Below are 13,646 nucleotides of genomic sequence, written 5' to 3'. Positions count from 1 at the left end.
TGATGAAAATGATATGATAAAGAAGGATTTCGTGAAGATTGGAGTGTAGATAATGAAATGGGTACCGCAAGACATTGATATGTATTTGCAGGCAAAAGAATATGTTGATACGGCGGTTTTGCCTCTTTTGCCTGTTTCTTTTGATGAGGATATGAAGCAAACTGCTTCGATGACTGAATTTATAACAATATTAAGCATTCAGTTGGAAAGGCAGTTAAAAGGCAGGCTGTTGCTTCTTCCGGGTTTTTCGTATTTAAAAAGCGTTGAAGAGGACAAGCTTGTGGAACATTTAAAAGTTTGGGAAACAAAAATTCTTCAAAAAGGATTCAAACATGTTTTTTATGTAACATCGGATTCGCAATGGAAAACGCGTGAAAATGATTTAAACGGTCCGTTAATCTGGCTTCCTTCATTGCCGCTTGAGAATATGGATGAGCAATATAAAACGTCTATTTTAGAAGAGCAGGTCAAGCAATTGTTAAATATTTTTATTCAAAAATGGCGCGAAAATGAAGAAATGTGAGTGTTGAGTACACTTGCCTTTTTTTCAGAATAATACTATATTGACCTTGTGTAATTAATGATATATCATGGTTATGTCCTAGTTTTATATGTGTTGAAATATGTCCGTTGGACTGATTTTCATGATAGAGGGGGGAAAAGCATGAGCAAGCATCGAGTTACAAGACGTCAATTCCTGAGTTATACACTAACAGGTGTAGGCGGTTTCATGGCTGCAGGGATGTTAATGCCAATGGTTCGTTTTGCAGTTGATCCGCTTCTAAAAGGCGGAGCGGGCGATAATTTCGTGCCGACTGACAAAAAGGTAAGTGATATTACCAGTGAACCAACGCGTGTTGACTTCTCATTTAAACAAAAGGATGCCTGGTATGAATCCGAAGTAACAAATACAGCTTGGGTTTATAAAAATGAGAAAGGTGAAATTGTAGCTCTTTCTCCGATATGTAAACACTTAGGCTGTACTGTTGACTGGAATAAGGACAAGGAACATCCAAACCAATTCTTTTGTCCGTGCCACTACGGCAGATACACAAAAGACGGCACCAACGTACCAGGCACTCCGCCGACAGCACCGCTTGATGTGTATGAATATCGGATAAAGGACGGCTACTTGCAAATCGGAAAAGCAAAACCACGGAAGGGGGCGTAATGATTGTTAAACAAAATATATGATTGGGTCGATGAACGTTTAGATATTACGCCTTTGTGGCGCGATATTGCAGACCATGAAGTTCCGGAACATGTAAACCCAGCACACCATTTTTCAGCATTTGTTTACTGTTTCGGCGGATTAACGTTTTTCGTAACTGTGATTCAAATCCTTTCTGGTATGTTTTTAACGATGTATTATGTACCAGATATTAAAAATGCTTGGCAATCTGTATACTATCTTCAAAATGAAGTTGCATTTGGCCAGATTGTTCGCGGAATGCACCACTGGGGAGCAAGTTTGGTTATCGTAATGATGTTTTTACATACGCTTCGCGTATTCTTCCAAGGAGCTTATAAGAAACCTCGAGAACTAAACTGGATTGTCGGAGTTTTAATTTTCTTCGTTATGTTAGGTTTAGGTTTCACAGGATATTTGCTTCCTTGGGATATGAAAGCTCTGTTTGCGACAAAAGTAGGTTTGCAGATTGCGGAATCCGTTCCGCTTATTGGTAAGTATGTGAAAATTTTGCTTGCCGGTGATGAGCATATCGTCGGGGCACAAACGCTGACCAGGTTCTTTGCGATTCACGTATTTTTCCTGCCGGCTGCATTACTTGGTTTGATGGCTGCGCATTTCTTAATGATCCGCAGACAAGGAATTTCTGGTCCTCTGTAAGCCGATCAAAGAAACGAAATAAGATTGTCCGATTTTTTGAAAAAAGGAGGGGGATTGCTCGATGCATCGTGGAAAAGGTATGAAGTTCGTAGGAGACTCCCGTGTTCCCGCGGAACGCAAGCCTAACATTCCGAAGGATTATTCGGAATACCCTGGAAAGACTGAGGCTTTCTGGCCTAACTTTCTTCTGAAAGAATGGATGGTAGGTGCAGTTTTCCTCATTGGGTATTTGTGTCTGACAGTTGCTCACCCTTCTCCATTAGAGAGGGTTGCTGATCCGACTGATACAAGTTACATTCCACTGCCAGACTGGTATTTCTTATTTCTATACCAATTATTAAAATACACATATGCATCCGGTCCGTATAATGTTATTGGTGCGATTGTCATTCCTGGACTTGCTTTCGGATCGCTGTTGTTGGCTCCGTTTATTGACAGAGGTCCTGAGCGCCGTCCGTCAAAACGCCCTTTGGCAACTGGATTTATGCTTTTAGCTTTGGCTTCAATGGTTTTCTTAACTTGGCAAGCTGCTGCACACCACGACTGGAAAGCTGCAGAGCGGCAAGGGAAGATTGTAGCTCAAGTTAATATTGATAAGGAATCAGAAGGATACAAAATTTACAAAGCTAAAGGCTGTATTAACTGCCATGGCGCTGAATTATCAGGCGGCGCCGGTGCACCTGCCCTTATTGATACCGGTTTGAAACCTGAAGAGGTAGCTAAAATAGCTAAAAATGGTAAAGGCAACATGCCTGCCGGTATTTTTAAAGGTACTGATGATGAACTGAAAAAACTGTCAGAGTTCATTGCAGGTCTTCAAAGTAAATAATCAATGAAAAAAGCTGGCATTTTGCCAGCTTTTTTCATAATGATAAGAGTGTTTCATACATACTGAAATGAGGAAAGATGATGAAGTGGATTTATCCGGTTTTAGCAAACAGAACTGTTTTATGGGGGTTGCTTCTCATTAACATTGCGGGTACGATTTATGGATACTATTGGTATAAATGGCAGCTCGTCGATACGCCTGCGGTTTTCGTGCCATTTGTTCCGGACAGTCCGACAGCCAGCTTGTTTTTTGTTTTTGTACTTATCGCTTTTCTTTTGAATAAAAACTGGCCTTTATTTGAAGCTTTGGCAATGGTAACTTTGTTTAAGTACGGAATTTGGGCAGTTGTCATGAATTTATTGGTTTACATCGTAAAAGGTGAATTGGATTTTGTGGCGTATATGCTGATTTTTTCTCATTTAGGAATGGCCATTCAAGGAGTGTTATATGCACCGTTTTATCGGATTAAAATGCGTCATCTAGTTATTACGGGAATTTGGGTGCTTCACAATGAAATAATTGACTATGTGTTTTTTCAAATGCCTCGTTATCCAGTTTTGCAACTATATTCGCAAGAAATTGGATACTTTACGTTTTGGCTCAGTATTGCATCACTGTTCCTTGCTTATTTTCTTTGTATGAGGCCCCGCAGGTTTACATTAGAATTAAAGTCATAAATCGGTCATTGATAATTTTGGTCTAACCTTGTCCAACCTCACATACATTTTATTAGATATTGTAGGGGGGACAAGAATGAGAGCAATTGCCGCCATAATCATGCTGACTGTTTTCCTGCTGCCGCCATTCACAGTATTTGCAGAACAAACGTCGCCTAAAAATAAGCTTGATGAAATTTCAGATGAAGCTTTACAAATGGTAAAATTACAAAAATATCACGAAGCCGAAAAATTATTGAAATATTTTTCTAAACAATTTTTACCGTTCACTGTTAAAGAACATTCATTTTCAATGGATGAGTTAAGAATTGTAACAGTGGCTCATAAAGATGCCATTGAAGCATCTGTAAGTCCGACTATGACTTATGAAGAGAGATTAAACCAGGTAACGAAGTTCCGGCTTGTTGTTGATGCTGTTACTTCCAACCATCAGCCTTTGTGGACAGAAATGGAAGGACCGATCATGTCTGCATTTAAGAACGTGAAAAAATCTGTATATAACGGGGACAGTGAACATTTTAATTCTAATCTGAATTCATTTTTATCTCTTTATGAAGTTGTCTACCCGAGCATGAGACTTGATGTTCCACCTGAAAGAATGGAAAAAGTTGATGCACGTATAAATTTCTTAGACCAATTTCGTCCTCAAGTGCTTTCACAGGTTTCAAGTCGGCAGGAGCTTGAGGCCTTACAAGTAGATTTGCAAAAGATTTTTGATGAGACGAATGAAGATGATGCCGATCCGTCCCTCTGGTGGGTAATGATTTCAACTGGAAGTATTATTATTCTTACATTGACTTACGTTGGCTGGAGAAAATATAAAGGTGACCGTGAAAAGGAGAGAAATCGGTCAAGAGAGCTAAAAGATTGACCATTCTCATTGCAATCATTACAATAAAATTGTAAGCAAAGCATCATTTTTAACAAAGTTTACTTGCTATTTTACGGGACTATTTACAACTACATCTACATCATAAGTTAAAAATGGAGGTTAAAAATGTATTTACTTTACTTCGCGGTCATTATACTCGTACCTCTTTGGGCACAACTGAAAGTGAGTGGAGCATATAAAAAATATTCAAGAGTTCCTTCGTCAACACAGATGAGAGGTGCTGATGTAGCAAGAAAGATTTTAGACGCGAATGGACTTTATCATGTTGGTGTAGAGGAAATAGGAGGATTTTTGAGTGATCATTATGATCCTCGCACGAAAACGGTTAGATTGTCTTCTGCCAACTATCATGGGCATTCTCTTGCAGCTGCTGCGATTGCTGCGCACGAAGTGGGCCATGCTATACAGGACGAGCAGGACTATGCATTTTTGCGTTTTCGCCATGCGCTTGTCCCTGTTGCAAATATTGGTTCCAATTTTGCCTGGATTCTTATTATGATCGGGATTTTTGCTCATTTGAGCGGAATGTTGCTATTAGGGATTATCTTTATGGCATCAGCCGTGCTTTTCCAAGTTATTACTCTTCCAGTTGAATTTAATGCCTCAAACAGGGCAATGGATCAAGTCGTTTCACTTGGTGTAATACGCAATGATGAAGAACGGGAGACGAGAAAAGTATTGAAGGCAGCAGCATTAACTTATGTTGCTGCAGCCGCAGTTGCTGTACTTGAATTAGTTCGCTTAGTATTAATTTTTACAGGAATGACGAGAGATGAATAAGAAACCGCGCATGCTTTTGCGCGGTTTTTATCTTTCCAGCGGCATTTTGTTTTCATCAAGTGTAAACCCTTCACCTAGTACATCATGGACAACGCTGACTGACACGAAGGCGTGTGGATCAACCGAAATAATGACATTTTTCAGCTTAACAAGCTCATTTTTAGCAACAACACAATAGAGTACTTCCCGTTCTTTCTTTGTAAAAGAACCGTGTCCTCTTAAAACTGTAACTCCCCGATCCATTTCTTTCATTATTTTATCGGCAATCTTTTCACTGTGATCAGAGATAATTATTGCACCTCTGGCTGAATAGGCGCCTTCCTGCATAAAATCAATCACACGAGCTCCTACAAATACTGCTACTAATGTATACATAGCTTCTTGATACGTCAAGTAGAAGACGAGCGAAAGAGTAATAACAACTGCATCGAACAAAAACATTGTTTTCCCCATGCTCCAGCCTATATATTTGTGGGCCAGCCTGGCAATAATATCAACGCCTCCAGTTGTGCCGCCAAACCGGAAGATGATGCCGAGACCTATTCCGATGAACACACCAGCAAACAAGGCAGCTAGCGTCATGTCATTATTAAGAGGCATATATAACGGAAAACGCTGAAAAATCCAGAGAAAGATTGAAACGCTGATCGTCCCGATAAGCGTATATAAGAACACATTTCTTCCAAGAAGCTTCCATCCAATAAGAAAAAGAGGAATATTTAATATTAAATTTGTATATGACGGATCCCAATGAAACAGGAAATATAATAATAATGTGATACCGGTAAATCCGCCCTCTGCTAAATTATTTTGCATATTAAAATTAACAATTCCAAATGAAAGAATGGCTGCACCTAGTAAAATAAAGAGGATATTTTTAAGTTTCAAGCCAAAAAACAATAGACACTCCCCCTTTTTCCTTTTTGTTCCTTAAACAAAGCGTTTTAATTATATAAAATATCAATTATATTAGCAATGTAATTCAAAATTCTTCCGGTATCCAAAGAGTGTAATATGTTAAATCAAAAATATTTGTAAAAATGAGCATGTTTAGGCTAACATGAAAGAAGAAATAACCAGCTGCACTGATTGAACTGTGAGGTGAAAACATGGGTAATTCAAAAACATTAAAAGATGTCCAAGCAGAAGTTGATGCTTACATCGGGCAATTTAAAGAAGGCTATTTCAGCCCGCTTGCGCTGCTTGCAAGATTGACAGAAGAATTAGGGGAACTCGCCCGGGAAGTTAATCATTATTACGGGGAAAAACCCAAAAAGGCAACAGAGAAAGAACGGACTATCGAGGAAGAACTAGGGGATATGCTGTTTGTTCTTATTTGCTTTGCCAACTCTTTACATATCGATTTAGAAGAAGCACATAACCTTGTTATGAACAAATTTCAAATCCGTGATAAAGACCGCTGGACAAGAATTGAAGAGTAAGGGAGATGAAAAAATGGAAACTGTAAAAATTATTGTGGCAGGCCCGCGAGGACGAATGGGCCGGGAAGCAGTCCATCTTGTCGGGAGGACAGAACATTTCGAATTGGCAGCAGTATTGGACAATAAAAATGACGGAAAAAATCTTTCTGAATTGGAAGGTTTTCAAGGGTTTGATGCACCTGTCTATACAAATATTGAAAAATGCTTGCAGGAGACAGGTGCAGATGTCTTGATTGATTTGACGACGCCTGAAGTAGGCTATTATCATACGAAAACGGCGCTCGAGTACGGAGTGCGGCCTGTAGTTGGGACGACAGGTTTTACGAAAGAGCAATTAAAAGAACTTGAAGAAATTTGTGAGGAAAAGAAACTTGGCTGCATCATAGCTCCAAACTTTGCGGTCGGGGCTGTATTAATGATGAAATTTTCACAAATGGCAGCAAAGTATTTTCAAGATATTGAGATCATTGAATTGCATCATGATCAAAAATTGGATGCACCGTCGGGAACTGCAGTCAAAACAGCTGAGATGATCGCCGAAGTGAGAGAAACAAAGAAGCAAGGGCATCCAAATGAAAAAGAAACAATCAGCGGTGCAAGAGGTGCCGATTATGAAGGAATGCATATTCATTCTGTCCGTTTGCCGGGATTAATTGCCCATCAGCAGGTGATGTTTGGATCTGACGGCCAAACCTTGACGATCCGCCACGATTCGTATAATCGTGCATCTTTTATGTCTGGAGTGAAGCTTGCTGTTGAGACTGTTGTAAAAATTGATACGTTTGTTTACGGTTTAGAAAACATTATTGAATAGGAATGGGGTGGGATGGTGAATATCGCATTAATTGCTCATGATAAAAAGAAGGATGATTTAGTCAGTTTCGTTACTGCGTATCAAGATATTTTTTCCAAACACTGTTTATTTGCTACCGGAACAACAGGGCGAAGAATTAACGAGGCTACCGGCCTTTCAATTGTGCGCTTCCAGTCCGGACCGCTTGGAGGAGATCAAGAAATTGGTGCAATGATTGCAAAAAATAAAATGGACATGGTTTTCTTTTTTCGAGATCCGTTAACTGCTCAACCTCATGAACCAGATGTTTCTGCGCTGGTCCGCCTTTGTGATGTCTATTCAATCCCGCTTGCCACAAATATGGGTACAGCTGAAATATTGATCAAAGGCCTTGAACGCGGTGACTTGGATTGGAGAAATATAGTAAGGGAAAACGGTGAATAGAAGAATGGAATTGCAATATTTGGATATACTGGCATTTGGCGCCCATGCAGATGATGTGGAAATCGGGATGGGAGGGACAATTGCAAAATATGCAAGCAAAGGGTATAAAATTGGAATATGTGATTTAACAAAAGCTGAACTGTCTTCCAATGGAACGGTTGATATTCGCCGGACCGAAGCGAACAGGGCAGCTGAAATCCTTGGGACAAGTGTGAGAGAAACATTAGATATACCGGACCGAGGAATTTTTCTCACTGAATCATACATAAAGAAAGTGGCGAATGTCATCCGCCGCTATCGCCCGAAAATTGTTTTTGCCCCTTATTTTGAAGACCGCCATCCCGACCACAGTAATTGTGCCCGCCTTGTTAAGGAGGCGGTTTTTTCTGCAGGAATTAAAAAGTTTGAAACTCAAGAAAATTCTGAACCCCACAGGGTGGCAAATGTTTTTTACTATATGATCAACGGATTTCATGTTCCTGATTTTGTCATCGATATTTCTGATTTTATTGATAAAAAAATGGCAGCACTACATGCGTATGAAAGCCAATTTGTAAAAAGCAATGAAAGCTTTGAAACACCTCTTGTTAACGGATATATTGAAGCGGTTGAAGCTAGAGAAAGAATGTTTGGCAAAGAGGCAGGGGTAGCCTTTGCCGAAGGATTCAAAACTGCAAGACCAATTCTCATAAATCATGATTTAATAGGGGATAAAGAATGAGAAAACTAAAAATTGGGATTACCTGTTATCCAACTGTTGGGGGATCGGGTGTAATCGCAACAGAATTAGGCAAGCTTTTGGCGGAACGCGGACATGAGATCCATTTTATCTCTTCCGGGATTCCTTTCCGCTTGAAAAGAATGTACCACAATATTTATTTTCATCAAGTGGAAGTAAATCAATATTCGGTGTTCCAATATCCGCCATATGATATTGCTCTTGCAAGTAAAATGGCAGAAGTTGTTAATATGGAACAATTAGATTTGCTTCATGTTCATTATGCGATTCCCCACGCTGTATGTGCAATTTTAGCAAAACAAATGTGCAAAAAAGAATTAAAAATTGTAACGACATTGCATGGAACAGATATTACTGTTCTTGGCTATGATCCTTCCCTAGCTGATGCGATTAAGTTTGGCATCGAACAATCGGATGCTGTTACAGCAGTGTCTCATGCTTTAAAGGAACAAACATACGATTTATTAAAGCCAGATAAAAAGATTGAAACCGTTTATAATTTTGTCGATGAACGCGTATATAAAAAGGTTGATTCGAACCATTTGCGGAAGGATTACGGTATTCAGCCAAATGAAAAAGTGTTGATACATGTTTCTAATTTCAGGTCGGTAAAGCGCGTTCCTGATGTTGTAAAAACATTTGCTCGAGTTGCGGAAATAGTGCCTGCGAAGCTGCTTCTTGTTGGCGACGGGCCTGAAATGACGGTTGTAAGCAAACTGGTGAAGGATCTCGGTTTAAATGACAAAGTTCTTTTTTTAGGCAAACAGGAAAATTTGCAAGAACTTTATTCAATAAGTGATTTGAAGCTGCTCTTATCTACGAAGGAAAGCTTTGGGCTTGTTGCACTTGAAGCTATGGCCTGCGGGGTTCCGTGTATAGGAACAAATGTCGGAGGCATTCCTGAAGTTATTAAAGACGGATATACCGGATTTATTTGTGAACTGGGAAACATTGATGAATACTTTGAAAAGGCGATGCAAATCTTAACAAACTCCGCTCTGCACAAAAGATTTTCAGATCATTCAATTGAAATGGTGAAACAGAAATTCAATGCAGATAAGGCAGTCTCTTATTATGAAGAAATCTATTTTAGATTACTGAATACAGGTGAAAATGATGATACACAAATTTGAGAAAGCAAAACCTGTACTAGAAATGATTGAGAATGCCGGTTTTGAGGCATATTTTGTCGGAGGATGTGTAAGAGACTACCTCCTTGAAAAGCCGATAGAGGATGTGGATATCGCAACATCGGCAACACCGGACGAAGTAAAAAAGATTTTCCAGAAAACAGTTGATGTAGGAATTGAGCACGGAACAGTACTTGTCATTTATAATGGAACACAATATGAAATAACAACTTTTCGTACGGAAGATAAATATGAGGATTTTCGGAGGCCGGCCGGCGTTACGTTCATCCGGTCATTAAATGAAGATCTTAAGCGGCGTGATTTTACAATGAATGCAATCGCAATGGACAAAGAGGGAAAATTAATTGACCCTTTTGACGGCCAAAAAGACATTCGTGAAAAACGGATAAGAACGGTCGGGATCGCGCAAGAAAGATTCAGCGAGGATGCTTTACGAATGATGAGAGCGATCCGTTTTGTCAGCCAATTGTCTTTCTCCCTTGAAGAATTAACAAAAAGAGCCCTGACAGAAAATAAATATTTATTAAAGGAAATTGCCGTTGAAAGAAAAACTGTAGAGTTTGAGAAACTGTTAAAGGGTGTAAATAGGAGAGAGGCCTTAAAGTTAATGATCGAAACGGAGATGTTCTTGTACCTTCCGGGACTTGAGAATAGCCGGAACGATTTGGAAAAGATGCTTCAAGATCCGTTTGATCGTCTTTCCGCTCTGGAAATGTGGGTGCTATTAATATACAGGCTCGGATTGAAAAATGAATCTATCGAAGAGTTCTTAAGAAAGTGGAAGCTCCCTGTAAAGAAAATAAAAATGATACAAAAGATTGTTCACTATGTTTCTTCAAGGCTCGAGTCAGAATGGTCGAACAGACAGCTTTTCGAAGCGAAGAAAGAAGTGATTATCCATACAGAAAATGTGTTAAATGTAATAACACGAAATGGTCTTGCTTTAGGGGAAAAATGGATTGAAGCTTATGACAGTCTACCAATTAAAGATAGATCCGAGTTGCAAGTATCGGGCAATGATCTTATGAAGTGGCTGGATCGAAAAGGGGGGCCATGGTTAAAAGAACTTTTTCAAAAAATTGAAAATGCAGTGCTTAACAGGGAGCTTTTGAATCAGAAAGAAAAGATAAAGGAGTGGGTAATCAAGTGCAATCAGAATTGAGAAAGAAACTGCTTGATGCCTTTACACATGCAGAAGGAGAATTCTTGTCCGGCCAGTATTTAGCAGATTTAATTGGCTGTTCGAGGACAGCAGTCTGGAAGCATATCGAAGATCTTAGGAAAGAGGGATTTATTCTCGAAGCGGTTAGAAGAAAAGGTTACCGGATTGTTAAAACGCCTGAAAACATTATACCAGACGAGATCAGGCTTGGATTAAAAACTGAATTTCTTGGACGGCAAATACATTACGAAGAAAGTGTCGATTCTACCCAAAAAATTGCTCATCGGCTTGCCTATGATGGAGCGCCCGAAGGAACAGTCGTTCTCGCTGAAGAACAGCTGTCAGGGCGGGGAAGAATGGACCGGAAATGGTATTCACCAAAATATTCCGGAATCTGGATGAGCGTGATCTTAAGGCCAAATATTTTGCCTACTAATGCGCCGCAGCTTACTCTTTTGACAGCTGTTGCAGTTGTTCAAGCGATTGAGGAAATAACAGCTTTATCGCCGCAAATTAAATGGCCGAATGACATTTTAATAAACGGGAAAAAAGTAACCGGTATTTTGACAGAACTGCAAGCAGAAGCAGACAGAGTCAAAACGATTATCATCGGCATCGGCATGAATGTAAATCAAAAAACTGATGATTTTCCGGAAAATATTCGCTCAATTGCTACTTCACTATCAATAGAAAAAGGCGAGTACATCTCAAGGCCTGCTGTAATAAGAGCAGTCCTTTCCAACATCGAAAAATTATATTTGCTTTATTTGGAAAAAGGATTTTATCCGATCAAGCTTATGTGGGAAAGCTACGCCGTTAGTATCGGTAAAGAGATTGTCGCCAGAACATTGTCAGGCAATATTTCTGGACGAGCTTTAGGGATTACTGATGAAGGTGTTTTAATGATTGAAGATGAAAGCGGCAATGTGCATCACGTTTTCTCTGCTGATATTGATTTATCCGGAAAAATATAATAATAGCCACAGGGACACCATTTTGTTATAATCACACTGGGCAGTATCTTACAAGAACTGCACCTTATCTTTATTTTTCATTAAGCATATTTCTGCCTAGATCCAATAAGGACCGGGACAGAGGGATGAAACAATAATTGATTGCTTGCAACGGGATCCTTCTGCCTTTTGAAAGGATCCTTTTTGTATTGTTTTATCGCCTCTTTTTAAAAAAGGAGGAAGAAAAATGAAGCAAACAACTGATTTTCTTAAAATGAAAACTTCAAAAGAAAAAATTGTCATGCTGACGGCTTATGACTATCCTTCTGCGAAACAAGCCGAAAAAGCTGAGGTAGATATGATCTTAGTCGGTGACTCTTTAGGAATGGTTGTACTAGGATACGAATCTACTGTGCCTGTAACACTTGAAGATATGATCCATCACGCCAAAGCCGTAAAAAGAGGAGCACCGAATACGTTTATTGTCGTTGATATGCCGTTTATGAGTTATCATTTGTCTGTCCGTGATACACTTTTGAACGGGGCGCGGCTCATACAGGAAACGGGAGCCCATGCAGTTAAACTCGAAGGAGCCGATGATGTAACGGAAAAAATCAAAGCGCTGACAAGAGCCGGGATCCCGGTTGTCGCCCACCTCGGGCTTACACCACAATCTGTTGGCGTACTTGGCGGTTACAAAGTTCAGGGAAAAAGTGCGGAAGCTGCCCGAAAATTAATGGATGATGCCAAGAAGGTTGAAGAGGCCGGAGCGTTTGCTCTCGTTTTGGAATGTGTTCCGAAACAGCTGGCGGAAGAAATTTCAAGCATACTGTCCATACCGACTATTGGAATTGGGGCAGGTCCGGAATGTGATGGCCAGGTTCTTGTTTATCATGATGTATTAACATATGGGATCGACAGGGTTCCGAAATTTGTAAAACAATATGCGAATGTAAATGAACTTGTGGAAAGAGGCCTCAGCGCATACGTTTCTGAAGTAAAATTAGGTGCATTCCCTGAGGACAGCCACAGTTTTTCAATGAAAGAAGAAGAACTGTCAGCCCTTTATGGAGGAAAACAATGAAAGTCATAACGAAAATCGCTGAAATGCAAAAACAAATCATTCAAGAAAAAAACAACCAAAAATCAATTGGCTTTGTACCGACAATGGGGTATTTGCACGAAGGTCATATGGCATTGATAAAGAGAGCGAGGCAAGAGAATGATATTGTTGTTTTAAGCGTATTTGTCAATCCGCTTCAATTTGGACCTTCAGAAGATCTTGAAGCCTATCCGAGAGATTTTGAGCGCGATAAAAAGGCAGCAGAAGACAGTGGTGTCGATTACTTCTTTTACCCGGATGTAAACGAAATGTATCCAGGCGCTCCGTCTGTTAAAGTCATTGTTCAAGACCGTACAGAGGTTCTTTGCGGAAGATCGCGTCCTGGCCATTTTGATGGAGTTGCCACAGTGTTGACAAAGTTGTTTAACATTGTGTTGCCTGACCGTGCTTATTTCGGAATGAAAGATGCACAGCAGGTTGCGGTCGTAGATGGATTAATTCATGATTTTCATTTCCCGATCACGTTGGTGCCTGTTGAGACCGTTCGAGAAGAGGACGGCTTGGCAAAAAGCTCAAGAAACGTCAACTTGCTTCCGGAAGAAAGAAAACAGGCTCCGGCTTTATACGAAAGTTTAAAATTAGCGGAACATATGATCAACGAAGGAGTTAGGGATCCGGAGAGAATTATCTCTTCGATGGCTCAGCATATTTCCGGCCAAACATCAGGAATTATTGATTATATTGAAATCTACTCATATCCGGATTTAAAACCAGTATCAAAGATTCAAGGAAAAATAATTATTGCTCTAGCTGTTAAGTTTTCCCGGGCACGTTTAATCGATAATATGATCGTTACAGTGAATGAATAGGAG

General features: G+C 39.8%; 17 protein-coding genes. 16 read left to right on the top strand and 1 reads right to left on the bottom strand.

The features are described 5' to 3' along the window. The first annotated feature begins 52 nt into the window (after positions 1-52). From BMMGA3_RS10260 to BMMGA3_RS10230, 7 genes are all read left to right on the top strand, one after another. Positions 53-523, top strand: a complete 471-nt coding sequence (locus tag BMMGA3_RS10260) for a YpiF family protein (RefSeq protein WP_004435266.1) — start codon at positions 53-55, stop codon at positions 521-523. Between the two features lie 141 nt (positions 524-664). After that, the gene (locus tag BMMGA3_RS10255) at positions 665-1,171 is read left to right on the top strand and encodes a QcrA and Rieske domain-containing protein (RefSeq protein ID WP_034669236.1); all 507 of its coding nucleotides are present in this window, start codon (positions 665-667) and stop codon (positions 1,169-1,171) included. Between the two features lie 3 nt (positions 1,172-1,174). Continuing rightward, positions 1,175-1,849, top strand: coding sequence for a menaquinol-cytochrome c reductase cytochrome b subunit (gene qcrB / locus BMMGA3_RS10250; protein ID WP_004435263.1), 675 nt, complete (start codon positions 1,175-1,177; stop codon positions 1,847-1,849). Between the two features lie 61 nt (positions 1,850-1,910). After that, positions 1,911-2,678, top strand: a complete 768-nt coding sequence (locus BMMGA3_RS10245; protein WP_004435261.1) for a menaquinol-cytochrome c reductase cytochrome b/c subunit — start codon at positions 1,911-1,913, stop codon at positions 2,676-2,678. Between the two features lie 80 nt (positions 2,679-2,758). Next, positions 2,759-3,355, top strand: coding sequence for a lipoprotein heptaprenylglyceryl N-acetyltransferase LhaT (locus BMMGA3_RS10240; protein ID WP_004435259.1), 597 nt, complete (start codon positions 2,759-2,761; stop codon positions 3,353-3,355). 76 nt (positions 3,356-3,431) lie between these two features. Further along, entirely contained in the window at positions 3,432-4,226 is a 795-nt protein-coding gene (ypjB, locus tag BMMGA3_RS10235; protein WP_004435257.1) for a sporulation protein YpjB, read from the top strand. Positions 4,227-4,352: 126 nt separating this feature from the next. Further along, positions 4,353-5,027 (top strand): zinc metallopeptidase, encoded by a 675-nt coding sequence (locus BMMGA3_RS10230; protein WP_004435253.1) that lies wholly within the window; start codon positions 4,353-4,355, stop codon positions 5,025-5,027. Between the two features lie 27 nt (positions 5,028-5,054). On the opposite strand, the gene BMMGA3_RS10225 is transcribed toward BMMGA3_RS10230, so the two are convergent. Then, positions 5,055-5,927 carry a YitT family protein gene (locus BMMGA3_RS10225; RefSeq protein WP_004435250.1) on the bottom strand — a complete coding sequence of 291 codons (873 nt, stop codon included), beginning with the start codon at positions 5,925-5,927 and terminating at the stop codon, positions 5,055-5,057. 209 nt (positions 5,928-6,136) lie between these two features. Here BMMGA3_RS10225 and BMMGA3_RS10220 point away from each other — a divergent pair, with 209 nt between their 5' ends. The 9 genes from BMMGA3_RS10220 to panC all read left to right on the top strand — a co-directional run bounded on the left by BMMGA3_RS10220 (position 6,137) and on the right by panC (position 13,643). Beyond that, on the top strand, positions 6,137-6,469 hold the full coding sequence (locus tag BMMGA3_RS10220) for a nucleotide pyrophosphohydrolase (protein ID WP_004435247.1): 333 nt from the start codon (positions 6,137-6,139) through the stop codon (positions 6,467-6,469). A gap of 13 nt (positions 6,470-6,482) precedes the next feature. Then, complete coding sequence (gene dapB / locus BMMGA3_RS10215; RefSeq protein WP_004435244.1) at positions 6,483-7,283, top strand: 4-hydroxy-tetrahydrodipicolinate reductase; 801 nt, start codon at positions 6,483-6,485, stop codon at positions 7,281-7,283. 15 nt (positions 7,284-7,298) lie between these two features. After that, positions 7,299-7,706 (top strand): methylglyoxal synthase, encoded by a 408-nt coding sequence (gene mgsA / locus BMMGA3_RS10210; RefSeq protein WP_004435242.1) that lies wholly within the window; start codon positions 7,299-7,301, stop codon positions 7,704-7,706. A 4-nt stretch (positions 7,707-7,710) separates the two neighbouring features. Further along, positions 7,711-8,427, top strand: a complete 717-nt coding sequence (gene bshB1 / locus BMMGA3_RS10205) for a bacillithiol biosynthesis deacetylase BshB1 (protein ID WP_004435240.1) — start codon at positions 7,711-7,713, stop codon at positions 8,425-8,427. Continuing rightward, positions 8,424-9,578, top strand: a complete 1,155-nt coding sequence (gene bshA / locus BMMGA3_RS10200) for an N-acetyl-alpha-D-glucosaminyl L-malate synthase BshA (protein WP_004435237.1) — start codon at positions 8,424-8,426, stop codon at positions 9,576-9,578. The genes bshB1 and bshA overlap by 4 nt, the downstream gene beginning before the upstream one ends. Beyond that, positions 9,562-10,758 (top strand): CCA tRNA nucleotidyltransferase, encoded by a 1,197-nt coding sequence (locus BMMGA3_RS10195; protein WP_004435235.1) that lies wholly within the window; start codon positions 9,562-9,564, stop codon positions 10,756-10,758. Before bshA ends, BMMGA3_RS10195 begins: the two co-directional genes overlap by 17 nt. Then, positions 10,743-11,732 carry a biotin--[acetyl-CoA-carboxylase] ligase gene (locus BMMGA3_RS10190; protein WP_004435232.1) on the top strand — a complete coding sequence of 330 codons (990 nt, stop codon included), beginning with the start codon at positions 10,743-10,745 and terminating at the stop codon, positions 11,730-11,732. The genes BMMGA3_RS10195 and BMMGA3_RS10190 overlap by 16 nt, the downstream gene beginning before the upstream one ends. Before the next feature lie 226 nt (positions 11,733-11,958). Beyond that, positions 11,959-12,795: a 3-methyl-2-oxobutanoate hydroxymethyltransferase gene (panB, locus tag BMMGA3_RS10185; protein ID WP_004435228.1), complete on the top strand. Its 837-nt coding sequence runs from the start codon at positions 11,959-11,961 to the stop codon at positions 12,793-12,795. Beyond that, positions 12,792-13,643, top strand: a complete 852-nt coding sequence (gene panC, locus BMMGA3_RS10180) for a pantoate--beta-alanine ligase (protein ID WP_004435226.1) — start codon at positions 12,792-12,794, stop codon at positions 13,641-13,643. The genes panB and panC overlap by 4 nt, the downstream gene beginning before the upstream one ends. Positions 13,644-13,646: the final 3 nt, after the last annotated feature.

The sequence above is a fragment of the Bacillus methanolicus MGA3 genome (assembly GCF_000724485.1).
GTDB classification, from domain to species: Bacteria; Bacillota; Bacilli; order Bacillales; family Cytobacillaceae; genus Bacillus_Z; species Bacillus_Z methanolicus_A.
Note: the sequence above shows the minus strand (reverse complement) of the source record. Positions and strands in the feature narration are given on the sequence as shown.